Here is a 23072-nt window from a genome sequence, read left to right on the forward strand (position 1 = left end):
GCCCCCCCGCCACGCTGATGACGGTTCCCTCCAGAAGCACCAGCGCCAGCACCCGCCGGCGGCTCCACCCCACGGCCCGCAGGGTGCCGATCTCCCGCGTCCGTTCCGAGACGCTCATGAGCATCGTGTTGAGCACCTCGAGCGCCCCCACCGCCACGCTCACCAGCGACACGATCCACACGAACCAGTCGATGTATTCGAGCTGATTGTAGTACTGGGTGAACTGGTCCGTGCGGATCACGTCCAGGTGTCCGAACCGGGCCTCGACCGCCTCGCGCACCCGGTCCTCGGAAGCCCCCGGCCGCAGGTAGACGAAGCCCATGGAGACCGACTCCCCCATCCGAAGCTGGCGCTGCAGCACGGAATTGCAGGCCATGGCCCCGGCGCGTTCGAACTGGATGTCCGACTCGTAGACGCCCGCCACCCGGAACGTCTGGCCGAAAAGCTCCAGCGCATCCCCCGGCGCCAGCCCCAGCTCCCGCGCCGCGTCTTCGCCCACGATCACGTCCTCTTCGCGCTCCAGGAGCCGGCCCCGCACCTTTCCCTGAAACTTCGCCAGCAGCCGGTCCCCCGGCGTGCGCCCGAAAAGAGGCAGCGTCAGCAGGCGCCTCGGCTTGACCTTCAGCCCGCGCGGCGAAACCAGCGTGAAGGTCCCGGGAGAAAGATGCTCCACTTCCGGAAGCGACCGGATGAACTCCTGCTCCTCGCGCGTCACGCGGCTGAAGGCGGGATCGGTCACCGTCCGGTTGACCACGAGCAGCTGGGCTCCGCTTTCCCGCATGTAACGGTCCAGGCTCTCGCGGAACCCGCGGCCGACCGCGTGAAAGGCCACGATCGCCGCAATCCCGAGAGCGACCCCCAGGACGGAAAGCAGGGTCCGAACCCTCCGGCGCAGGAGATTCTTGAGGACTAGCACGTCTGGAGCGCTTCGCGCAGGTCGTGGATGAGATCGCCGGCGTCCTCGATCCCCACCGAGAGCCGCACCCCGCCGGGATCCAGATGCCCCGCCCGCCGCGCGCCGGCCGGAAGCGCCGAATGCGTCATCGCGGTCGGCATCTCGATCAGGGTCCGGATCTGGCCGAGCGAAACGGCCAGCGTGATCGTGTACGCGTGCCGCGCGCAATGGTTGACGAGCCGCGAGGCCGCGGGCTCCCCGCCCTTGACGACGAAGTAGATCATGTTCGAAGGCGCGAACGTTCCGTCGAAATCCGTCATCTGCCGCCGGGCCAGGGCGCGCTGCGGAAAGCTCTCCAGGCCGGGATAAACGACCCGCGCCACCTTGGGGTGGCCTTCGAGGAACCGCGCGACCTCGAGGGCGTTCTGCTCCTCCTTGCGCATCCGAAGCTCCAGCGAAGGCAGACCGTAGACAAGGATCGGCCAGGCGTTCTTGGGCGAAAGCACTCCGCCGAAATCCTTGCGGTACAGGAGAAGATCGCCCTCGAACTGGCGCCGCGTGACCACCGCGCCCCCCATGTCGGTGCCGAAACCGCAGATGTTCTTGGTGAGGCTGTGGACCACCATGTCCGCCCCCAGCGAAAGCGGCCGCTGGCAGAAAGGCGTGGCGAAGGTATTGTCGACGATCGAAATCACTCCCCGGCGACGGCAGATTCCGGCGACGGCGGCGATGTCGATCACTTCCAGCGTGGGGTTGACCGGCGTCTCGAACAGCACCGCCCGCGTGCGCCGGCCGATCGCCCGTTCCAGCCGCCGCGGATCCGTGAAATCCACGTACCGCGCCCGGATCCCCATCCGCGGCATCCAGGTGGTCAGGAGACTGTACGTGCACCCGTACAAGGCGTGGTGGGCCACGACCTCGTCGCCGGAGCGCAGCACCACCCCGAGCGCGGCGGCGATCGCGGCCATGCCCGTGGCGAAGGTCACGCACCGCTCCCCTTCCTCCACGAAGGCCAGCCGCTCCTCGAGCATCGCCCGCGTGGGCTCGTCGAGGCGGTCGTAGATGAAGATCTCCCCCCGGCGCCGGGCCCGCGCCTGAGGATCGACGTACCCGCAGAAGCCGCTGGCCCCCCGCTGGGCGCTTTCGAGGCGGTACGTGCTCGAAGAGGAGATCGGCGGCACCACGTGGTGCTCGAAATCCCACTTCGAGGTGAGGAACTTCCCGTGGACCAGAAAGCTGTGCTTGGAATAGGGCGGCTGGTAGGCTCCCCTGCGTTTCGGCATCGGGCGGCGTCATTATCGGCGACCCGCCGGGACCTGTCAACGGCCGCGACGGGGAAGATAGAACGTCCGGCGGCGGGCTGGTATACTGGGGACTCTCTATGAGCCTCGAAGAGGCGCGCGAGGTCCTCCGCGCCGAGGCGCGGGCCATCCAGGCGCTGGCCGACCGCCTGGGCCCCGAGTTCCTCCAGGCCGTCGAAGCGATCCGCGCCTGCCGCGGACACCTCGTCGTCACCGGCATGGGCAAGGCCGGCCTCGTGGGCCAGAAAATCTCCGCCACGTTCGCCTCCACCGGCACCCCCTCCATCTTCCTTCACCCCGCCGAGGCCTACCATGGAGACCTCGGCCGCGTCGTCCGGGAGGACGTGGTCCTGGCGCTCTCGACGAGCGGGGAAACCGGCGAGGTCGTCCGCCTCCTGCCCCCCCTGCGGCAGATCGGCGCGTCGATCCTCGCGGTCACCTCGTCGCGCGACTCGACTCTGGGCCGCAACGCCGACCTCGTCATCGAGCTCGGACGCATCGAGGAGGCCTGTCCTCTCGGCCTGGCGCCCTCGGCGAGCACGGCCGCCATCCTCGCCCTCGGCGACGCCCTGGCCTTCTGCGTCCTGACCGCCCGCGGATTCGACCGCGAGAAGTTCGCCTTCTACCATCCGGGCGGGGAACTCGGCCGCAAGCTCATGAAGGTCGCCGACGTCATGCGCACCGGGGACCGCAACCCCGTCGTCTCCGAGGACACGCCCCTCACGGAAGCCATCACGCGCATCACCCGCGCGCGCGCGGGGGCCGTCTCCGTGGTGGACGCCCGCGGGCGGCTGACCGGAATCTTCACCGACGGCGACTTCCGGCGGCGCATGGGCCAGGATCCGCGCCTGATTTCGTCCCGCATCCGCGACGTCATGACCCGGTCGCCCCTGACGATCGGACCCGACCGGCTCGCCGGCGAAGCCCTCAAGATCCTGCGCGAGCGCAAGATCGACGAGCTGCCCGTCGTCAACGAGCGGGGCGAACCCGTGGGCATGCTCGACGTGCAGGATCTTCTGGACGTGGGGATCGTGTAAATGAGGCCGCTCGGCGCGGCGGTTCTGCTCCTGGCCGTGCAGTCCGAACCTCCCGCGGAGCCCATTCGCAACTGGACCTTCCAGCGTCTCGAGAAGAACCCGCGGACCGGAGAGCCCGAGGTGGTCGCCCTGCTTCAGGGGCGCGAGGCGGTCCCGATCGACCTCCAGAAAAAAATCTTCGAGGTCCGGGACGTCGAGGCGGCCTATTTCACGGAGCCCCGCAACGGAGGACCCTCGGAGAAGATCGTCCTCCGCGCGGAGGAGGGCCGCTACGACGATCCCGCCAAGAGCCTCGACGTCCGCGGCCGGGTGCGGGTGGAGCGACAGGACGGCACCGTCCTCGAAGCGCCCTCCGCCCATGCGGATCTCGGAACCCGCACCCTCACCGTGCGCGAGGGCTTCCGCCTGTGGGGCCCCCTGGGAAGGCTCACGGGCGAAGACGTCGTGGTCGAGGACGCGATCCGCCGGACCACGGTGGGGCGCGGCGGATTCCTGGAAATCCTGGGCCGCGCCTCCGACCTGGGCGGCCCGCCGCCGGGCCCCGACCATCCCGGGCTCCGGCAGATCACGCAGCTCCATTCCCAAGGCCCCCTCGTGGTATTGGAGCCGCGCGACCCGGCCGATCACCTCCGGGTGACGGCTCAGGACGGCGTGCGCCTCGACCGGATGGACCCCGGCGGCACGGTCACCGTCCTGGCCCGGGCGGCGGACATCCTCCTGGGGCGGCACCAGGACCCCCGCACCGGCCGCTCGGCGCTGGAGCTTCGCCGGCTGGTGGCCTGGGGAGATGTGGAAATCTCCGGCTCGCTCTTCGCGCAGGCGGCGGGAGGACTGGACGCCCGGGCCGACTCCGTGGACTGGGAGTATCTCGACTACGGGGACGGCCTGCTGGACGTCGCGGAAATCGAAGGCTCCCCGCTCGAGGTCCGCGGCGGATCCTACCGGATCTCCTCCCGGCGCTGCCGCATCGAACGTCCCGGGAATCGGGCCTCCTTCGAGGGCGACGTGTCGGCGGACCTGGCTCCTCCAGACGGCAAGGGAGGAGCGCCGCTGAAGCTTTCGGCCCGGAAGCTCGATGCCCGCGGGGCGGCCGGAGGCGCCCTCCAGGAGGTGGACGCCTCGGGAGACGTCGTCCTGGAGGGGCTCGGGACCCAGGGCGGCCGGGCGCAGGCGGATCGCTTCCGGTGGAACCTGGCCGAACGCCGCGGAAGCCTCGAGCGAAGCCCGTTCGTCCGGGTCACGCAACAGGGCAGCGTCGTCGAGGCGCCTCAGATCGTCCTCGAAGGAACGTCGATCGTGGTCCTCAAAGGTCCCAAGAGAATCCGGCTGACGCCGCAGGCGGCCGCGGGCGGCGGCCCGGAATACCGGCTGACCTCCGAAGGGGACGTCGTCATCGACTCGTCCGGCGCCCGCACCGAGATCCGGATCTTCGAACGCTCCGCCGTCCGGACGCAGGACCTCCACGTCCAGGCCGACCGCCTGGACGTGCGGCTCGGGGCGGAGGGGAAACCGCCGGAGCGGCTGCGGGCGCGCGGAAACGTGCGGATCCGCCAGCTCCGGGACGGCGCGGAGCTCTACGGAGAGCGCCTGGACTTCGACCCGGCGACGCAGGCCCTGGCCCTGACCGGCTTCCCGGACGCGGTGGCCCAGATGGGCCCCCGGACGGTGCTGGCCGAGCGGATCTTTTTCCGCGAGGAAACCGATCCCGCCAGCGGGATGAAGTTCCGCACGACCCGGATGGTGGGCGGCCGGCGGGGCGTCCGCCTGGTGCTCGACGAGCCGGCGGCCGAGCGCTGAATCCCGCTTATTTGTGCCGGCGCAGCAGGTTCAGAAGACGACGCACCTCGGCGTGCACTTCGGGCGTGTTGCGGACGACGAGAATCCCCCCGCGCAGGCTCACGGTGCAGCGCGGGTTTTCGTCCCAGCTCCGCCCCCCCGTGTGGGCCCGGATCAGCTCCTCGATCGGCATTTCCGCCGGCTCCTCGCCTTCTTCCCGGAAAGGAATCACCCCCTGCCCGTTCGGCGCCAACTCGAAGTCCACGCCGGGGAAGTCCCTCACCGGATGGAGCAGGTCGCGGCAATCGTACAGCTCCAGGACGAGACTGCGCTCCATCACCTCCTCGCGGGTCATGATCATGAGCACGCCGTCGCGGAACATCATGTCGCAGCCGAGCGGGCGCAGGATGAGCTGGAGGGCGCTCTTGAGCGAGACGTCCTGCACGCGCAGCGTGACGGTCGCTTTCTTCTCCCGCACCTTGGAGTCCACGAGGATGTTGAGATCGGAAAGATCCCGGAGGTAATCGATGACGGATTCGAGCTCGGCGCCCTGGAAGTCGAGCGAAACCTTGAGGCTGCGGAGGCGCGCCTCCGCCTCCTGGCGCGCCGGATCCTGGGCTCCGGAAAACGCCGCCAGCGCCGCAATCGCCGCCCAGGTCTTCATGGTTCCTCCTCTACCGGCGCAGGAAGCTGCGCCAGGCCTGCTTGTCCCCGCCGAAATCCTTCCCGGTGATTTCCTTCAGGACCTTCAGGGCCGATTCCCCCAGCTCCCGCGAATCCAGAAGCTCCACCACCGCCGTCAGCGGAAAATCCAGGTCCAGATGACGCACCAGGTCCAGGCCGGCCCGCTGGACCCTCGGGTCCTCGGACTTGAGCAGCCCCACGACCGTCTCGACGATCCGTGCTTCGGCCTGCAGGCTCAGGCGGCGGAGCTTGCGGAGAATCTCGAGCGCGCCCTGGCCGTCGCCCGCAACGGCCATGGAAACGGCCACCGGGACGATCTCGACGTCTTCCTCTTCCACGCCGGGCTCGGCCAGGGTCCACGCCTCCCCGGAGGGGCGCGCGCGGAAGCGGGCGAGCGCGCGCTCGCGGGCGGCCTCGTCGCCCAGACGAAAAAGCAGCGTCGCCGCCGCGAACTGGAGCCGCACGTCCGGAGCGTCGAGCGCCTCCTCCAGGACGGCCCACCCGGCGGGGCCGGCGGCGCGGATCCGCGCCTCGTCCGCCGCCGTGGGAGTCCGCGCGAAACGCGCCAGAGCGGCGCGCACGTCGGAGCGGGAGTCGCGCATCGAGCTGATCAGGACGCCCAGGAAGACCGCCGCCGCGGCGGCGGCCGCGATCGACCGGCGGTCGAAACGCCGGCGGGCGCGGGCGCGGATGCCGGCGACGAACCGCTCGGCGTCCGGACGCGCGCCCGCCGGCACCGACAGCAGCAGCCGCTCCAGCCGGCGGGAGGCTTCCAGGCTCTGGCGACAGGCCGCGCAGGCGGAAAGGTGGGCGTCCACGGCGCCGCGCGCAGCGGCGTCGAGCTCCCCGTCCAGGTACTCGTCCAGGCGAACGTCGGCGCAGCTCACAGGTACTCCTTGAGGGCTTCCTTCAATTTTCGACGGGCCAGCGAGAGATTGACCTTCACGTCGTCGTAGGAGCATCCCAGCACGCGGGCGATTTCCGAGTACGGCATGCCCTGATAGAGGTGAAGCACGAGGACCTCGCGCTGGCGATCCGGCAGGAGGGAAATCTTTTCCTGAACGAGGTCCGCCAGTTCGCCGGTCTCGAGGGCCGCGCCGTCGGACGGCGCCGCCAGCGGCGGCTGCCGGCGGGCCTCCTCCCGAAGGACGTCCAGACGCGCTTCCGCGCGCCGCCGCCTCCGGCGCCGGTCCCGATAGAGATTGACGAAGATGCGGAAGAGCCAGGACTTGAAGCTGGCCTCCCCGCGGAAATCCCGCAGCGCCCGGTAGGCCCGGACGAACCCCGTCTGGGAAAGCTCCTCGGCCTCCTGGGCGTCCCGGGTGAGCCTCAGACAGAACGCGTAGGCTTCTTCCATGTACCGGCGCACCAGAGCGTCGAAGGCGGATTCCTCGCCCCCTTTGAACCTGAGAACCAGCTCCGCATCCACCATCGGATCGCCCCGGCTCATCTCCCCCTTATTGGACGCCGAAACCGGGCGGGGGTAAAGAACTTGCCGCGACGCGGAGGACCCGCCGAAGCTCCTTGCCCGGGGGGAAGGAAAGCGCGGCTTGCGAACCCATCCCCGGCCTCCTACAATGAGGCGCGATGGGCGACTTCTCCTTCGGCGAGCTTTTCATCATCATCGTGATCGCCGTCATCATCTACGGGAAGGATCTGCCCCAGGCCGCCCGGAAGCTCGCCCAGTTCTACAACAAGCTGCGCCGCCAGATCACCGATCTGAGGGACGAAATCCAGAGGCAGATCCCCATGGACGAGCTTCGGACGGACCTTCTGAGCGAGGCGCCTTCCGATCCGCTGGATCCGCCCCAGGCCCCCACGGGGCTTTCGGCCCACGTCACGGGGGGCGTGGTCCTGCTGACCTGGAACTCCTCCCCCGGCGCGACGGGTTACAACGTCAAGCGCTCGTCGAATCCGGGGGACCCTCTCGTCAACCTGGTCATGGACTATCCGGATCTCTCGTACACGGACAGCGAGGTTTCCGAGGGGGGAACGTATCACTACTGCGTCAGCGCCACCAACCGGGCGGGAGAGAGCGGAAATTCCGAAGAGGTGGTGGTGACGGTGGCGCCGGCGGAGCCTCCTCCCGCCGCGCCGCCGGGCGGGGGCAACGGCGAATCGACCCCCGCCGTCGAGGAAACCGCCGAAAAGAAGGAAGCCCCTCCTACGCCCCCGTAACGGCAAGCGGCTCGGCGCCCTTCTTGGGCACAAGGATCGAAACGGCGTAATTGCGCTCGTCGAAATGATCCCGCAGCCGTTCCTCGAGCCGCGCCGGGCTCAGCCGCCCGATCCAGCGGGGCACTTCGAAAAGGTCCAGGTTTCTCTGCACGCAGTTGAGGACCAGGAACGCCGCGCCCTCCGGCGTGTCGAGCGAACGGATGAACTTGCCCAGGCGCTTGCGCTTGGAGCGCTCCACGTCCCGCTTCTTCAGGCGCCGCTTCCGGGCCGCGTGCAGCTCCAGGAGGATCCGCTCGGCGAGCCGCTCGGGCTCTTCCGTCTCGCCGCCGATCAGCGAGAACCCGAACGGATCCTCGCTGTTGTAGGAGAACGAAAAGCTGTCGTCGATCAGCCCTTCCTCGTACGCGCGGGTGTAGAAGGCGCTGCCGCGGCCGAAGAGGAGGTCCAGCACCACCGACGTTTCCAGCTCCCGTTGCATGGCCGTGCGCGGATCGACGTCGAGGTCCTTGAATCCCACCAGCACCCGGGGGAGGGACACCGCCATCTCCGCCCGGACCACGCGTTCGCGGACCCCCGGAGGCTCCGCCGGGAGATTCCGGCGGATGGGCCCCCGCGGCCGGAAGCCGTCCTTCGAGAGCGTCCGAGCCGCGTGACGGAAAACGGCGGCGGGATCCAGGTCGCCGGCCACAACGAGCGCCATGTTGCCCGGGTTGTAGAAGGTCCGATAGCAGGCCTCCAGAAGCGGCCGGTCGATCTTCTGGAGGTCCTCCACCGTGCCTCCGATGTCGATCCGGACGGGATGCTCGGTATAGAGGACAGACATGAGGTTCCGGTAGAGCCGGTGGTCGGGCGAGTCGTCGTACATCCGGAGCTCCTGCTCGATGATGAGCCTTTCCTTGGCGACGTACTCGTCCTCGAAATAGGGCGTCGTGACGAAGGTCAGAAGGAGCTCCAGGTTCTTTTCGAACTGGCCGCTGGCGGTGAAATAGTAGGCCGTGGCGCAGTAGTCCGTGAAGGCGTTGGACGAGGCGCCGTACTTTCCGAATTCCATCAGGACGTCCTCGCCTCCCGCCTTCTTGAAGAGCTGGTGTTCCAGGAAGTGGGCGATGCCGGGAGGCGTGCGCACGGCCCGGCCGCCGTCCTCGGCGAACTCCAGATCGAGGGAGCCGTAACGGGCGGCGAAGATGGCGATCTTCTTGTCGAAGCCCCGCTTGGGCACGGCATAGCAGGGCAGGCCGCAGGGCAGGACGGCGGAGACGATTTCCTCGCGGAGGATCCGACTGGCGCGGCGCCGGAGATTCATCTTGATTTGAGCCGGTGGCGGCTTGATAATACTCGGGACGATCCAAGGTGGCAACTACTATCCCTTCCGTCCCGTCGTATAAGCCTCCGGAGAACGTTTTGGGGAGCGGTCCGATGAAGAAGCGTTTCCTGGCGGCCCTGGGGGCGATTTCGGCGTTCCTTCTGGCCCTTTCGGCGACCCCCCAGGAAGAGAAACCCCAGGACGAGAAGGCCCAGCTGCGCGAGCGCACCGCCCGGCACAAGAAGGACGTCGCCGCCTTGCGGGGCCTGGACTTCAAGCGCGAAGTCACGGTGGGGATCTATTCCAAGAAGGAGCTCCTCGACTTCCTCAAGGCCGAGTTCGAAAAGGAGCTCCCCCGCGACAAGGCGGCCCGGTACCAGCGCGGCTACGCCAAGTTCGGGCTGATCCCGGAGGACCTCGACATCTATCAGGCCTACATGGACCTCTTCGGAAGCTCCATCGCCGGGTTCTACCACCCCAAGACCAAGGAGCTCCGCCTCATCCGGTCGGGAGAGGACGCCGGCGGCGAGGCCGAGCAGCTCAAGGCCCTCGGCATCGACATGGAGGCGATCACGCTCGTTCACGAGCTGACCCACGCCGCCCAGGACCAGCACTTCGAGCTGTCCACCCTTCCGCTCGAAGACGAGACGAACGACGATCTCATCATGGCGCTCAAGGCGGTGATCGAGGGGGACGCTTCCGCGGTGGGCTGGAAATATCAGTTCGAGGACAAGTTCGACCTCATCATCCGCGGGATCAATCAGACGTACAAGTCCGGAATGCTGCCCGGCCCGGCGGGACGCCTGCCGGCCTACCTGCGGCTGTCGCTCACCTTCCCGTACGGATACGGTACCGACTTCGTGGTCTCGTATCTCAAGAGCACGAAGGGGACGCTGAAGGATGCCTCACGGCTCTTCGAGGATTTCCCCCTCTCCACAGAACAGATTCTGCATCCGGAAAAGTATTACGCGGAGCGCGACAACCCCACGCTCATCACCCTGCCGGACCTCGAACGCCTCTTCGGCGCGCCGTGGAAGGAAAGCTTCAACAACGTCCACGGCGAGTTCGCCATCGACATCCTTCTCAAGGAGTACCTGCGGGAACATCTGCGGCCCCTGCCGCTGCGCCGCGCCCGCGAGGGCTGGGACGGCGACCGGTACGTGGTCCTGGAGCGGGAAGGGCCGCTTCCCGGAAAGTTCGCCTGCCCGAAGTGCGAGGCGCGCCTGGGCGCCGCCGGACCCTGCCCGGACTGCGGCGTTCCGGCGCGGCCCGTGAAGGGCATGATCACGATGTACGTGTGGTATTCCACGTGGGATTCGGAAGAGGACGCCCGCGAGTTCGCCGACGCCTATGCTCTGCTTCTGGAGAAGAAATACGAGCAGCCGTCGCCCGAGGGGGTGCGGGGCTCGAAGACCTCGTTCGCGACGCCGCAGGGGCATGTTCTGGTCGAGCGCCGCGGAACGGACGTGCTCGTCCTCGACGGAGCGGCCGCCGAGATGCTCGGAAAGGCCGAGGAGATCTGGAAAGGAGTCCGCAAGACCGAAATGACGGGATTCGAACGCGTCAAGAGCTTCGTCTGCGCCAAGTGCTCCGTCCAGGACGCCTTCTCGGGCCCCTGCCCCAAGTGCGGCGACCTCCTGAAGTACCAGGATCCCAAGGAGAGCGGGGAGAAATCCCCCCGCAAGCGGCGGGAATACTGATTCACCGCTTCCGGCTCGAGATCGCCCGGCCCTTCCCCGCTTTGCCCGCCTCGGGCGCCGGATCCCGCCGGTCCGACCGCGCCGGAGGAAACGACCTTTCGGATTTGTCGACACATGCGGCCCGATTCGCTTGAATAAGGCCATGAGCGTTCGGCCCTCCGGCATCGTGGCGCTCCTGACCGATTTCGGCCTGCGTGATCCGTACGTGGGGGTCATGAAGGGCGTCATCCTTTCGGTCCATCCCGACGCGCGGATCATCGACCTGTCGCACGACGTGCCCTCGCAGGCGGTTCTCGAGGCTTACTTCCTGCTCTCCAACACCTACCGGTACTTTCCGGCCGGAACGGTCTTCGTCGCCGTGGTGGATCCCGGCGTGGGGACGGACCGGGCGATCCTGGCCGTCGAAACGGGACGCTATCTCTTCCTGGCCCCCGACAACGGCCTGCTGGGCTTCCTCGAGAAGGAAGGCGCGATCCGCCGCATCGTCCGCGTCCAGGAGAAGAAATACTTCCTCCAGCCCGTCTCGAACACCTTTCATGGGCGCGATATCTTCGCGCCGGTGGCCGGACATCTCTCCCGCGGGCTGAACCCGGGCCGGCTGGGCCCCGAGGTGGATACCCTGGTCCGCATCGCTCCGCCCGCCCCCCAGGTGACGCGGGAAGGGGTCATCCGCGGCGAGGTCGTCCGCGTGGATCACTTCGGGAATCTCATCACCAACATTCCCGCCGACAGCCTCGCCCAGGTCGGCGGGAAGCTCGAAATCCGGGTCGGAAGGTCCGTCCTTCGGGATCTTTCCCGCTCCTATGGGGATGCGCCCAAGGGAAAACTGATCGCCGTCATCGGCTCGACGGGACACCTGGAGATCTCGGTCAACCAGGGCAACGCTCAGAAGAAGACCGGCGCCCGAGTGGGCGCGCCGGTCCGCATCCACCACGCCCAGCCATGAAGATCGCCTTCCTGGACCTTTTCTGCGGCCTGAGCGGAGACATGACCCTCGGGGCGCTGGTCGATACCGGACTCCCGTTGACGGAGCTCCGAAAAGGATTGGCCCGTCTCCCCCTCAAGGGATACCGCCTCTCGGCGCGGCGCGTCCTCAAGGGAGCGATCTCGGCCACGAAAGTGACCGTCCGAGTCGACGAGTCCGCCCACCGCCACCACCATACGCCCCTCAAGACGATTCTGGGCCTTATCCGCCGCAGCGGCCTCCCGTCCGCCGTCAAAGAGCGCGCCTCGGACGTCTTCCTGCGCCTGGGCCGGGCGGAGGGACGCATCCACGGCGTCGATCCGATGAAGGTCGAATTCCACGAGGTCGGGGCGGTGGATTCGATCGTGGATATCGTGGGAGCCTGCCTGGGCTTTCACCTCCTGGGCGTCGAGGAGGTGTACTGCTCCAGGGTGCCCGTGACCCGGGGGGAGATCCGGACTCATCACGGCGCCCTCCCGAACCCCGGACCCGCCACGATCGCCCTCCTGAACGGGTTCCCCCTGACCCCGCTCGACCTGGACCGGGAAGTCGTCACCCCCACGGGGGCGGCCCTCCTGGCCTCGCTCGTCCGCCGGCCCGGCCGGTTCCCGGAAATGGTCCTGACCGCCTCCGGCTACGGAGCCGGCGACTGGGACCTTCCCGAACGGGCTAACGTCGTGCGCCTCCTGGTGGGCGAGGCCGCTTCAGCCGAGGAAAGCGACGCCGTCTTCCTCGTCGAAACCAACCTCGATAATGTGGCCGGAGAGCTGGTGGGATACCTCTACGAAAAACTCTTCGCCGCCGGAGCCCTGGACGTCTACAGCACTCCGATTCTCATGAAGAAGTCCCGCCCGGCGGTCAAGATCTCCGTCCTGACCCCCCCCTCCCGACGCGCGGCGGTGGAGGCCCTCCTCCTGCGGGAAACTCCGACTTTCGGGGTCCGCCGTGTCCTTATGGAACGCTCCAAGCTCCCCCGCCGGGAGATCACCGTCCAGACCCCCTACGGCCCCATTCGCTGCAAGGTGGGCCGGCTGAACGGTCGGACCCTCAAAGCCGCCCCGGAATACGAAGACGCCCGGGCCGCCGCCGAGCATCACGGGGTCCCCCTCTCCGCGGTCCAAGAGGCAGCCCTTCGAGCCTTTCGGAAGGGCTCTAGCATAACACATTGACACCCAAATACTTATAAACATACCCCCCGCTTTCGGTTTACTTGATTCGGGACGTCAGGGGCGATACCATTCCCGCTACCCCGCCGCCCGCCCCGGAAAGAAGGGACGGATCGGGACCCGCTCGGCACGGGCCTCCGGCACGCGCCGGCCGGGTCTCGACCCATGAAACTTCGCGAGCTGGTCCTGGGGGCTCCCAAGAGCCCTCTGGACCCTAAAGTCTTCGAACGGCTGGCCTTGGCGGCCTTTCTGGCCTGGGTGGGCCTGGGCGCCGACGGTCTGAGCTCCTCCTGTTACGGACCTGAAGAAATCTTCGTCGAGCTGGGACCTCACCGGGCCCTGGCTCCCTTCCTGATCGTGGCCATCGCCCTGACGGTCGCCATCCTTTCAACGGCCTACGCCCACACCATCGAGGCCTTCCCGGGCGGCGGGGGAGGATACATCGTGGCCTCCCACAGCCTGGGCCCCTACGTCGGGCTTTTGTGCGGATGCGCCCTGGTCGTCGACTACGTGCTCACGATCGCCATCTCCATGGCCAGCGCCATGGACGCGCTTTTCAGCGCTTTTCACGATCCCCGTCTGCAACCCTGGAAGCTGCCGGCGACGGTCCTGGCCACCGTGGGCCTGATGACCCTGAACCTGCGGGGCGTCAAGGAGTCGATTCTCGTTCTTCTTCCGATCTTCATCGGGTTTCTGGCGACCCACACGGTGGCCATCGTCGTGGCCCTGATCTCTCACGGCTCGGGAGTGAGCGCGACCCTCTCCGCAAGCGCCCGCGAAGCCCAGGGCCTTCTGTCCACCGCCGGATGGGGGGGCCTTCTCCTGGTTTTCATGAAGGCCTATACGGTTGGAGCGGGGACGTACACCGGTATCGAAGCGGTATCGAATTCCGTTCCCATCCTCCGTGAGCCGCGGGTGGCCACGGCCAAGCGGGTCATGCTGTACATGGCGGTCTCGCTCGCCTTCACGAGCGGCGGGCTCCTGATGGGATATCTGCTCTACGACGTCGCCAAAGTGGAGGGCAAGACCCTCAACGCGGCGTTTGTGGAATCGCTCGTGGGCCCCTCGCCTCTGGGGCAGGCGTTCGTCTGGCTGACCCTGGCGACCGAAGGGGCGCTTCTCTTCGTCGCCGCCCAGGCCGGGTACGTCGATGGACCTCGAGTGCTCGCCTCCATGGCCGTGGACTCCTGGGTGCCCCGCTGGTTCCGGCGTCTGAGCGACCGCCTGGTCATCTCCAACGGCATCCTCCTGATCGGAAGCGGGGCCATCGGAGCGGTCCTCCTGACCGGAGGCCGCGTTCAGGTCCTGGTCATCCTCTACGCCTTCAGCGTCTTCGTGACCTTCGTCCTCTCGCAGCTCGGCATGTGTGTTCACCACCTGCGCCACCGGGAGAACGGCTGGGCCGGCCGACTCGCGATGAACGGCGCGGCCTTCCTGCTTTCGGCCGTCGTGGTCCTCTTCATGATGGTCTTCCGCGCGCGGTACGCGCTCCTGGCCGGCGGGGTTATCCTCGGACTCATGATCCTGTGCGCCCTCGTGCGGCACTATTACCGCCGCGTATTCCGTCTCCTGGGCCGCCTCGAGCGGGTGCGCGTTCAGGTCGAATCCGAACCCGCCCGCGGCCAGCCCCCGGCACGCCGCGATCCCGACGCGCCCACCGCCGCGGTCCTCGTGCGCAGCTACGGCGGCGCCGGCATCCACTCCTTCCTCACGGTGCTTCGCCTCTTCCCCAACTACTTCCGCAACTTCATCTTCGTCAGCGTCGGGGACATCGACTTCGATCGATTCAAGGGCGCCCGGGAAGTGGAGCGCCTGAGGGAGTCCGTCCAGGCGGACCTCGAGAAGTACGTGGCCCTGGCCCGCAAATGGGGCTACTGGGCGGAATACCGATGCGCCCTCGGGGTGGACGTCGTCGACGAGGTCGTCAAACTCTGCCCCGTCCTCACCCAGGAGTTTCCCCGCATCATCTTCTTCGCCGGCCACCTTCTCTTCGAACAACCCGGCTTCATCACCCGCCTGCTCCACGAGCAAACCGCCGAGGAGATCCAGCGGCGCCTTCAGTTCGAGGGTCACACGCTGATCATGCTGCCGATCCGGGTAATGGCCCCCGTCCGGCGCGCCGGAAGCGCCCCGGCTTGATCCCCCGCACGGCCCGCGCTATACTTCGGCCGTGACGGCGAACGGAGACCGGCGGTTCGAAAAAATCCTTCAGGGGATCCAATACCTGATCCGCGACAACGAACTCCTGCGCGAAGATCTGAAAGAATACGCCCGTCAGGCCGCTGAGGATCGAAAAGAATTCAGAGAGTTCGCCCGCCAGGCGGCCGAGGACCGGAAACAGGCCGCCGAAGACCGCAAAAGAACCAACGAAATCATCGAAGGCATCCGCAAGGCACTCGCCGTCATCGGCAAGCGCGGGGCGGAATTCATCGAAATCCAGAAAAAGCAGGGAGAGATTCTGGATCAGCACACGCACATTCTCCGCCGGCATACGGACATCCTGGAACGGATCGAGAAGAAACTCCCCCCGCCGGGTGGCAAGAACGGCGGCGGGCTGAAGTAACTTTTCTCCAGACCTTCCCCTCCCCCGGCCGATACGCTCTTCAGAGGGGATCCGCGTGAACATCCTGGCGGTCGCCGCCCTGGCCGTGCTTTCTCAGGAGACCTGGATCGAGGACTTCGAAGACAATCTTTCTTCGCGCTGGCGGAAGATCGAATCTCCGGAATATCCGTTCTACAACCGCGCGGAAATCGCCGAAGAGGCCGGCGCCGCCCCCTCCGGGAGCCGTTACCTGCGCCTTGTAACCCAGGGAGGAAAAGTCGGCGTCGAAATTCTTCCCGCCGCCGCCGTCCCCGTGGACCCCCAGGGGGCTTACCGGCTGCGGCTCTGGATCCGCCTCCCGGGAGCCCGCCGCAACTCCGCCTGGGGGGCCCTGGTCTGGAGAGACTCCCGGGGCGACCCCCTCGCACCCCCGGCACGCACCCCCGCGCTATCCGGCCAGGACGCCTGGACCGAGGTTCAGGCGGATCTTCCCGAACCGCCCCCCGGGGCCGCGTTCGCCACGATTCTGCTGGCCTTCGAAGGCCCCGATGTCCGCGGCGAAGCCCACTTCGATCTTGTCCGCCTCGAACGGCGCGTCTTCTACGACGTCCGTCCCGTCGATCGCCCCCACCCCGTTTATGAACCCGCCGAGCGCCCGCGCCTGCGGATCCGCGCCCGCGGGCTTCCCCCCGGAGAGCACGCCCTGCGTCCCACCTTGGCCGTCGGAACCGAACGCCGCGCGCTCCCCGAAGTCCTCCTCCGACCCGACGGAACTCCGGTGCCCCTCGAGCTGCCTCCCCTTCCGCCCGGCGCCTATCGCCTCGAACTGACCCCGAACGTGGACACTCCCCTGGTCGTCCTTGCACCGCCGTGGCCGGAGGCCTCGCCGGAGACTCTCCCTTTTTGCCTGCATCTCGACCCCGCCGCGCTTCCCTCCGAACCCTCCTCCCTCCTCCGCGCCGCCGGCGTGCGCCGGGTCCGCCTCCCCCTGAGCGCCGACCCGGACACCCTGGAAAAGGTGCGGGATCTCGTGCGGGCGGGCGGCTTTGAAATTCTCGGCGCCGGTCCCTCATGCCCGCCCCCGCTCCGGGAATTCATCGCCCGTTGGGAACCCGCCGCCCCCGCCCTTCCGTTGCCTGCGGATCCGTCCGAGCTTGTCCGCGCCCTCCTGGACGCCCCGTCCGGAGCCGACCTGTCGCCCGCCCTGGGCGTCCTGGAGCCCGGTCCTTCGCTTCAGGCCCTCCGAGCGGCCGGGCGGATCCTCGCCGGAGCTTCCCTGCGCGCCGACCTCCAACCGCTCCTGGAACCTCCGCTCCGCCGGATCCTGGAACGAAAGGGAACGCTGATCGCCGTCGCCTGGAGCGACGCGCCCCAGGACGTTCGATTCCCGTGGGCCGAAGGGGCCGATCTTTACGATCCCCGATCGGGCGCCCGGGCGGTCTCCGCGGAATCCTCCTTTCGATTGGATCGCATGCCCGTCTTCCTCGGCCCCGTGGACGCGACGCGCCTGGCCGATCACCTGGCCGTGCGGCTCGACGATCCCGTCCTCCCTCTCCGGCGCGGCCCCGTCACGCGCCGCCTGCTCCTTCCGAGCGGCGCCGCGGAGCCTCGCCTCCGAGTCCTTGGGCCGCCGGGATGGACCGTGCGGATCGCGCCCGAAGGCGAACTTCAGTTCCTCCTGCCGGACTCCGAAGCGGAAGGCGTTCGAACCCTGGACCTCTCCGTTTCCTTCGTGCGCTCCGGAACGCGACGCGAAGTCCGGAAGACCTTGCCCGTGCGGATCGCCACGCCTCTGGAGGTCTCCGTCCGCACCCGGCCGTCCGCCGCGGGGCGCGTCGCGGAAGTTCTCCTGGTCAACCGATCCGGCCGAGAGCTGTCGCTCACGGTAATCCTGCGACCGCCGGGCGGGATCGAGGCGCGGCACCTCGTCCCGCGGCTGGCGCCGGAAGCGGCGGCGCGCCCGCTGGAGTGCCCCCTCGTGGACCCCTCGCGGCCGCTCGAGGTCCTCCTCGACGAAGTCGGCGGAGAGCGCCTCTTCCTGCGGCGATCCTTTCGCGTGGACCGGTAAGCCCGCCGTGGTAGGATTCCGCCCATGGCGGACTTCGCCGACGTCCTTCTCCTGGACCTTCCGATCGATCGGACATTCACCTACCGGATCCCTCCGGCGCTCCGCGACCGGGTGCGCCCCGGCGTCCGCGTGACGGCTCCCTTCCGGGGCCGGCGGGAGACGGGCTTCGTCGCGCGGCTCTCGGACCGATCCGAGGTGCCGCGCGTCCTGGATCTTCTGGAGGCGGACGCGGAGCCGCTGCTCGACGAAAAGCTGATGGACCTGGCGCGCTGGGTGGCGGAGCGTTACGTCTGCAGCTGGGGGGAAGCGCTGGCGGCGGCGCTTCCTTCCGGGGTCAAGAAGGCCTCGCCCGCGCGCTTCGTCCGCCTCGTCTCGGCGGGCGACGGCGAAGGCCGGACGCCCCGGCAAAAGGAAATCCTGGAAGCGGCGCGCCGCCTGGCCGAACCGCTCCCCCTTCGAGAATTCGTCCGCCGCACCGGCGCGTCGGCCTCGACGGTCTCCGCCCTGCTCCGCGCGGGACTTCTCCGGGAGACGCTCGAGCGCCCGCAGGCGGATCTGCTCTCGGATCCGCCGTCGGAACCCCGGCGGGACATCCGCCTGACGCCGGAGCAGGAAGCGGCCCTGGAGGAGGTCTCGCGGCCCGGCGTGGTCCTCCTGCACGGCATCACGGGGAGCGGCAAGACGGAGGTCTACCTGAGGGCGATCGAGCGCGTCGTGGCGGCCGGCCGCCAGGCGATCGTGCTCGTTCCGGAGATCGCGCTGACGCCCCAGACGGTGTCCCGCTTCCGCGGGCGCTTCTCCCGCGTGGCGGTGCTTCACAGCGTGCTTTCGGAGGTGGACCGCGCGGCCCAGTGGCGCGCGGCGCGGGCCGGCGGGGTGGACGTCATCGTGGGCGCCCGCTCGGCCGTCTTCGCGCCGGTCCGGTCGCTGGGGCTGATCGTGCTGGACGAAGAACACGAGGGGGCCTACAAGCAGGAGAGCGTCCCCCGCTACCATGCGCGCGAGGTGGCCGTCGAGCGCGCCCGCCGGGAGGGAGCGACCGTGATCCTCGGCAGCGCCACGCCCTCGCTCGAATCGCTCCACCGCGCGCGGACGGGCGCCTACCGCCTGGTCCGCCTGCCGGCCCGGGTGGAGGGCCGGCCGCTTCCGGAGATCGAGGTCGTGGACATGACCGCCGAGCAGGCGGAGCTCAAGCGGCGCGCCGTGATTTCCCGCCGGCTGGAGCAGCGGGCGCGGGCCGCGCTGGAGCGGGGCGAGCGCGTGATCCTCTTCCTCAACCGCCGGGGATTCCTCACGCACGTCTCCTGCGCGCGCTGCGGCTGGTTCTTCCACTGCCGCCGGTGCGACGTGGCGATGACCTACCACCGCCGCGAGGACCGGGCCGTCTGCCACTACTGCGCGGACGCGCAGCCGCTGCCGGCGTCCTGTCCGGCCTGCCGGGGCGGCAAGCTCGTTCAGTACGGCCAGGGAACCGAGCGCGTGGAGGCCGAGATCCGGCGGATCTTTCCCGGCTTCGCCGTGGCGCGGATGGACAGCGACTCCATGCGGACCCGGCGCGACTACCGCGAATCCCTTTCGGCGTTCCGCGAGGGCCGCACGGACATCCTGGTGGGCACGCAGATGATCGCCAAGGGGCTGGACGTTCCGGAGGTGACGCTCGTGGGGGTGGTCAACGCGGACACGGCCTTCCACGTGCCCGATTTCCGCGCGGCGGAGCGGACGTTCCAGCTGATCACCCAGGTGGCCGGCCGCGCGGGCCGCGGCCCCCGCGGAGGGCGGGTCGTCGTGCAGACCTTCTTCCCGCGGCACGACGCGATCCGGTCGGCGGCGTCCTACGACTTCGCCGGGTTCGTCGCCCGCGAGCTCGAACACCGCCGGGAGGCGGGGTACCCGCCGTTCGTGTCGCTCGTGCGCCTGGTGGTCCAGGGCCGCGAGGAAAAGCGGGTGGAGGAAGCGGTCGAGGAGGCGGGGCGGCGGCTGCGCGAGGCGTTGCCCGAACCGCGGGCTCAGGTGCTCGGCCCCGCCAAGGCCCCGATCTACCGCCTCCGGGGACGGTACCGGCGCCATCTGCTCGTGAAGGCGCCCGACCTCGAATCCGTCCTGCCCGACCTCCGCCGGCTGGCGGCTTCCTTCCCGCGCACCTCCACGCTCCAGGTGGCGGTGGACGTGGACCCGGCGAGCCTGCTCTGAAGCGCCGGCCCGTCACCGGGCGAGGGCCTGTTTCTGAATCTCCCGGAGCTGGGCGATCCCCCGCTCCGCGAGCTTGTAGAGGGCCATGAGGCGCGACGTGTCGAAAGGCGTTTTCTCCGCGGTGCCCTGGATTTCGACGATGAGTCCGCGCCCCGTGAGCACCACGTTCATGTCGATGTCGGCCTGCGAGTCCTCCTCGTAGCAGAGATCCAGCAGCATCTCCCCGCGGCAGACGCCCACGCTCACGGCGGCCACGGAGTCCCGGACCGGGGGGGCGGCGAACCGGACCCCGTCCTTCTCGAGGGACCGCACCGCGTCCATGAGGGCGACGTAGGCGCCGGTGATGGCGGCGGTGCGCGTGCCGCCGTCGGCCTCCAGGACGTCGCAATCCAGCCAGATCGTGCGTTCCCCGAGCATCTCGAGGTCGGTGACGGCGCGGAGCGCCCGCCCGATGAGGCGCTGGATCTCGCTCGTGCGCCCGTCCACCTTGCCGCCCCGCTCGCGGGGCTTGCGCTCGGAGGTCGAGGCGGGCAGCATCCCGTACTCGGCCGTCACCCAGCCCTGCCCGCGCCCCTCCAGCCACGGAGGGACGGCGTGCTCGATCGTCGCCGTGCAGAGAACCTTCGTACGCCCCATCTCGATGAGCACCGAGCCGGGCGGGCCGGACGTGAACCCGCGGGTGAGATGAACCGGTCGGAGCTGATCCGGGGCGCGGCCGTCCGGACGGGTCATTCTTCCTCCTCGGCGGCCGGGGCGGGTCCGCCGCGGCGCGCGCGTTCCTCCTCGAGCTTGTCGAAGATCGCCGCGATCCGGAACGCCTGATCGATCGACTCGTCGAGCTCGAAGCGGATTTCCGGAAATACACGCATCTTGATCCGGCGGGAGAGCTCGGCCTGAACGAACCCCTGGGCGTGGCGCAGGCCGCTCATGGTGAGCTTCTTCTGCTTGGCCGTACCCATGACCGACACGAAGATCTTGGCCGTGCGGTAATCGTCGGACACCTTGGCGCGGGTCACCGTGACGAAGCCCTTGCGGGGGTCCTTGAGTTCGTAGAGGAGGATCTGGCTGGTTTCCTTGACGATCTCGCTCTGGAGCCGATCCTTGCGGTAGTGGGTCATGGCGCCGCCGGGTTCCCCGTTCACTCTCCGTAAATTTCCTGCTCCGAATCGACGAGTTCCACGCCCCCGAAGAACCGGACGTAGTTGACCACCTGGGTCAGCACGCTCTGGACGAACGGCGCGTCCGCCCCCACGGCCGCCACGCCGATCTCGGCGGACTGCCAGACGTCGTGGCCGTCCGTCTCGGCGACCGAGATGTTGAACTTGTTCGAAAGCGTGTCCTTCAGGCTCCGGAGCACCCGGCGCTTATCCTTGAGCGAATGGGAATCGCGCAGGAGGAGGCGGAGCTTGAGGGTCCCCACGATCATCGGTTCCCGCCCCGCGGGCTTACTTCTTCTCCAGCTTCCGGGCCACCTTCTGGACGGTGAAGGCCTCGACGACGTCGCCTTTGCGCACGTCGTCGTGCCCGGCGATCTTGAGTCCGCACTCGTATCCTTCGACCACTTCCTTGACGTCGTCCTTGAACCGCTTCAGGCTTTCGAGCTTGCCCGTGTGGACCACCTTGCCTTCCCGCAGCAGGCGCACCTGGCTCCCGCGCTCGATCTTCCCGTCGGTGACGAGGCACCCCGCGATCGCGCCCACGCGGGAGATCCGGAACACCTCCTTGACGCTGGCGTGCCCCTGGACGACCTCCACGAGCTCGGGCTCCAGAAGCCCCTCGAGCGCCGCCTTCATCTCCTCGATCGCCTGGTAGATGACCGAGTAGAGCTTGATCTCGACGCCGCGCTCCTTGGCCAGCTCCTGCGCCCGCCCCTCGACGTCCACGTTGAAGCCGATGATGAGGGCGTCCGAGGCGTCCGCCAGGAGCACGTCCCCTTCCGTCACCGCGCCGACCGAGGCATGCAGCACCTTGAGCTTGACCTCCTCGGCCGAGAGGTTCGACAGCGCCTCGCGCAGCACCTCGAGGGAGCCCTTGACGTCCGTCTTGAGGACGACGCGCACTTCCTTGAGCTTGCCGCTTTCGATCTGCTGGAAGAGGGTTTCCATGGAGACGTGCTGGCGCTCCAGGATCTGCTGCTCGCGGGCCTTGCGCTGGCGCTCCTCGGCGATCTCCTTGGCCTGCGCCAGGTCCTCGACGACCTGGAAGGGGTCTCCCGCGTCCGGAAGATCCACGAAGCCCGTGACCTCCACGGGGGTGGACGGACCGGCCTCCTCGATCGGGCGCCCCTGGTCGTCGGCCATCGAACGCACGCGGCCGTACCCGCGGCCGGCCAGGAGCGCATCCCCCTTGCGGAGCGTCCCGTTCTGCACCAGAAGCGTCGCCACAACGCCGCGGTCCTCCGTCTTGCGCGCCTCGAGCACCGCACCCGTGGCGGGCCGCTTCGGGTTCGCCTTGAGTTCCAGGAGCTCGGCCTGAAGGGACAGGAGTTCCAGGAGCTGATCCACGCCCTGGCCGGTCAGCCCCGAAACCTCGACGCAGGTGACGTCTCCGCCCCAGTCTTCGGGCTGCAAACCCAGGGCCGCCAGCTGCCCCTTGACTTTCATCGGGTTGGCCTGGGGCTTGTCGATCTTGTTGAGGGCCACCATGATTTTCACGCCCGCGGCCTTGGCGTGGTTGATCGCCTCTTCCGTCTGGGGCATGACTCCGTCGGCGGCGTCCACGACGATGACGGCGATGTCCGTGACCCGGGCGCCGCGGGAGCGCATCTGGGTGAAGGCCTCGTGGCCGGGCGTGTCGAGGAACACCACGGTCTTTCCGTCCGGGGTGACCACCTTGGAGGCGCCGATGTGCTGGGTGATGCCGCCGGCCTCTCCCGCGGCCACGTTCGTGTTGCGGATGCGGTCCAGGAGGGTGGTCTTTCCGTGGTCCACGTGGCCCATGAAGGTCACCACGGGCGCCCGCGGCACGAGGTCCTTGGGATCGTCCTTGACCTCGACCGCCGCCCGGATTTCCTCCTCGGCGGTCTTTTCCTTGACGACGGTGATGTCCCGCTTGAATTCGGAGGCGAGCACCCCGACCATGTCCTCGTCCAGGACGGCGTTCTGGTGGGTGACGGCGGCCCCCATTTCCATGAGCTTCTTGATGACGAGGGGAACCTTGATGCCCGTCTGCTCGCAGAAATTCTTGATGGTGATCGGCACCTGAATCTCGATCTTGCGCTCGGACATCGGGGTCGGAACCGGCCGCGGACGCGGCGGGGCCACGGTGG

Annotated in this window: 20 protein-coding genes; 10 read left to right on the forward strand and 10 right to left on the reverse strand. The window is 68.5% G+C overall.

Annotation, left to right across the window (positions count from 1 at the left end):
• Positions 1-916 (reverse strand): ABC transporter permease (locus VNO22_12255; protein HXG62145.1); only part of this gene is annotated, 916 nt, incomplete at its 3' end.
• Positions 910-2178, reverse strand: coding sequence for an aminotransferase class I/II-fold pyridoxal phosphate-dependent enzyme (locus tag VNO22_12260; GenBank protein ID HXG62146.1), 1269 nt, complete (start codon positions 2176-2178; stop codon positions 910-912). The genes VNO22_12255 and VNO22_12260, both read right to left, overlap by 7 nt.
• Positions 2179-2276: 98 nt before the next feature.
• Here VNO22_12260 and VNO22_12265 point away from each other — a divergent pair, with 98 nt between their 5' ends.
• Both VNO22_12265 and VNO22_12270 read left to right on the forward strand, forming a co-directional pair.
• A complete protein-coding gene (locus VNO22_12265) occupies positions 2277-3233 on the forward strand; it encodes a KpsF/GutQ family sugar-phosphate isomerase (GenBank protein HXG62147.1) in 957 nt (318 codons plus the stop codon).
• Positions 3234-5030 carry a hypothetical protein gene (locus VNO22_12270; protein HXG62148.1) on the forward strand — a complete coding sequence of 599 codons (1797 nt, stop codon included), beginning with the start codon at positions 3234-3236 and terminating at the stop codon, positions 5028-5030.
• A 7-nt stretch (positions 5031-5037) separates the two neighbouring features.
• On the opposite strand, the gene VNO22_12275 is transcribed toward VNO22_12270, so the two are convergent.
• From VNO22_12275 to VNO22_12285, 3 genes are read right to left on the reverse strand one after another with little or no spacing between them, the layout of a single operon-like run.
• Positions 5038-5673: a hypothetical protein gene (locus VNO22_12275; protein ID HXG62149.1), complete on the reverse strand. Its 636-nt coding sequence runs from the start codon at positions 5671-5673 to the stop codon at positions 5038-5040.
• A 10-nt stretch (positions 5674-5683) separates the two neighbouring features.
• Complete coding sequence (locus VNO22_12280) at positions 5684-6580, reverse strand: zf-HC2 domain-containing protein (GenBank protein ID HXG62150.1); 897 nt, start codon at positions 6578-6580, stop codon at positions 5684-5686.
• A complete protein-coding gene (locus tag VNO22_12285; protein ID HXG62151.1) occupies positions 6577-7143 on the reverse strand; it encodes a sigma-70 family RNA polymerase sigma factor in 567 nt (188 codons plus the stop codon). The genes VNO22_12280 and VNO22_12285 overlap by 4 nt, the downstream gene beginning before the upstream one ends.
• 137 nt (positions 7144-7280) lie before the next feature.
• Here VNO22_12285 and VNO22_12290 point away from each other — a divergent pair, with 137 nt between their 5' ends.
• A complete protein-coding gene (locus VNO22_12290) occupies positions 7281-7871 on the forward strand; it encodes a fibronectin type III domain-containing protein (protein HXG62152.1) in 591 nt (196 codons plus the stop codon).
• Here VNO22_12290 and VNO22_12295 read toward each other — a convergent pair.
• On the reverse strand, positions 7858-9174 hold the full coding sequence (locus tag VNO22_12295) for a pitrilysin family protein (GenBank protein HXG62153.1): 1317 nt from the start codon (positions 9172-9174) through the stop codon (positions 7858-7860). The two genes, VNO22_12290 and VNO22_12295, sit on opposite strands and share 14 nt — an antisense overlap.
• A gap of 113 nt (positions 9175-9287) precedes the next feature.
• On the opposite strand from VNO22_12295, the gene VNO22_12300 reads away from it, so the two are divergent.
• The 7 genes from VNO22_12300 (at position 9288) to priA (ending at position 19804) form a co-directional block, all read left to right on the forward strand.
• A complete protein-coding gene (locus tag VNO22_12300; protein HXG62154.1) occupies positions 9288-10874 on the forward strand; it encodes a hypothetical protein in 1587 nt (528 codons plus the stop codon).
• 142 nt (positions 10875-11016) lie between these two features.
• Positions 11017-11820 (forward strand): SAM-dependent chlorinase/fluorinase, encoded by an 804-nt coding sequence (locus VNO22_12305; protein ID HXG62155.1) that lies wholly within the window; start codon positions 11017-11019, stop codon positions 11818-11820.
• On the forward strand, positions 11817-13007 hold the full coding sequence (gene larC / locus VNO22_12310) for a nickel pincer cofactor biosynthesis protein LarC (protein HXG62156.1): 1191 nt from the start codon (positions 11817-11819) through the stop codon (positions 13005-13007). Before VNO22_12305 ends, larC begins: the two co-directional genes overlap by 4 nt.
• 162 nt (positions 13008-13169) lie before the next feature.
• Positions 13170-15143, forward strand: a complete 1974-nt coding sequence (locus VNO22_12315) for an APC family permease (GenBank protein ID HXG62157.1) — start codon at positions 13170-13172, stop codon at positions 15141-15143.
• A 31-nt stretch (positions 15144-15174) separates the two neighbouring features.
• Positions 15175-15567, forward strand: coding sequence for a hypothetical protein (locus VNO22_12320; protein ID HXG62158.1), 393 nt, complete (start codon positions 15175-15177; stop codon positions 15565-15567).
• Between the two features lie 55 nt (positions 15568-15622).
• Positions 15623-17614 carry a hypothetical protein gene (locus VNO22_12325; GenBank protein ID HXG62159.1) on the forward strand — a complete coding sequence of 664 codons (1992 nt, stop codon included), beginning with the start codon at positions 15623-15625 and terminating at the stop codon, positions 17612-17614.
• A 24-nt stretch (positions 17615-17638) separates the two neighbouring features.
• Positions 17639-19804, forward strand: coding sequence for a primosomal protein N' (gene priA, locus VNO22_12330; protein ID HXG62160.1), 2166 nt, complete (start codon positions 17639-17641; stop codon positions 19802-19804).
• Positions 19805-19816: 12 nt separating this feature from the next.
• Here the strand turns inward: priA and rph are convergent, their stop codons facing one another.
• The 4 genes from rph to infB all read right to left on the reverse strand — a co-directional run.
• Positions 19817-20536: a ribonuclease PH gene (rph, locus tag VNO22_12335; protein HXG62161.1), complete on the reverse strand. Its 720-nt coding sequence runs from the start codon at positions 20534-20536 to the stop codon at positions 19817-19819.
• Entirely contained in the window at positions 20533-20946 is a 414-nt protein-coding gene (rbfA, locus tag VNO22_12340; protein HXG62162.1) for a 30S ribosome-binding factor RbfA, read from the reverse strand. The genes rph and rbfA overlap by 4 nt, the downstream gene beginning before the upstream one ends.
• A complete protein-coding gene (locus VNO22_12345) occupies positions 20943-21230 on the reverse strand; it encodes a DUF503 domain-containing protein (GenBank protein HXG62163.1) in 288 nt (95 codons plus the stop codon). The genes rbfA and VNO22_12345 overlap by 4 nt, the downstream gene beginning before the upstream one ends.
• Before the next feature lie 19 nt (positions 21231-21249).
• Positions 21250-23072, reverse strand: a 1823-nt coding sequence (infB, locus tag VNO22_12350; GenBank protein ID HXG62164.1) for a translation initiation factor IF-2, incomplete at its 5' end; no start/stop codon positions are given.

It is taken from the genome of Planctomycetota bacterium (genome assembly GCA_035574235.1).
GTDB lineage: Bacteria > Planctomycetota > MHYJ01 > MHYJ01 > JACPRB01 > DATLZA01.

Coding starts and splice junctions, on each gene's coding strand:
- VNO22_12345 (HXG62163.1), bottom strand. CDS start 21,230: ATGATCGTGGGGACCCTCAAGCTCCGCCTCCTCCTGCGCGATTCCCAT.
- VNO22_12315 (HXG62157.1), top strand. CDS start 13,170: ATGAAACTTCGCGAGCTGGTCCTGGGGGCTCCCAAGAGCCCTCTGGAC.
- VNO22_12260 (HXG62146.1), bottom strand. CDS start 2,178: ATGCCGAAACGCAGGGGAGCCTACCAGCCGCCCTATTCCAAGCACAGC.
- VNO22_12265 (HXG62147.1), top strand. CDS start 2,277: ATGAGCCTCGAAGAGGCGCGCGAGGTCCTCCGCGCCGAGGCGCGGGCC.
- VNO22_12275 (HXG62149.1), bottom strand. CDS start 5,673: ATGAAGACCTGGGCGGCGATTGCGGCGCTGGCGGCGTTTTCCGGAGCC.
- VNO22_12305 (HXG62155.1), top strand. CDS start 11,017: ATGAGCGTTCGGCCCTCCGGCATCGTGGCGCTCCTGACCGATTTCGGC.
- VNO22_12270 (HXG62148.1), top strand. CDS start 3,234: ATGAGGCCGCTCGGCGCGGCGGTTCTGCTCCTGGCCGTGCAGTCCGAA.
- VNO22_12295 (HXG62153.1), bottom strand. CDS start 9,174: ATGAATCTCCGGCGCCGCGCCAGTCGGATCCTCCGCGAGGAAATCGTC.
- rph (HXG62161.1), bottom strand. CDS start 20,536: ATGACCCGTCCGGACGGCCGCGCCCCGGATCAGCTCCGACCGGTTCAT.
- priA (HXG62160.1), top strand. CDS start 17,639: ATGGCGGACTTCGCCGACGTCCTTCTCCTGGACCTTCCGATCGATCGG.
- VNO22_12290 (HXG62152.1), top strand. CDS start 7,281: ATGGGCGACTTCTCCTTCGGCGAGCTTTTCATCATCATCGTGATCGCC.
- larC (HXG62156.1), top strand. CDS start 11,817: ATGAAGATCGCCTTCCTGGACCTTTTCTGCGGCCTGAGCGGAGACATG.
- VNO22_12300 (HXG62154.1), top strand. CDS start 9,288: ATGAAGAAGCGTTTCCTGGCGGCCCTGGGGGCGATTTCGGCGTTCCTT.
- VNO22_12285 (HXG62151.1), bottom strand. CDS start 7,143: ATGAGCCGGGGCGATCCGATGGTGGATGCGGAGCTGGTTCTCAGGTTC.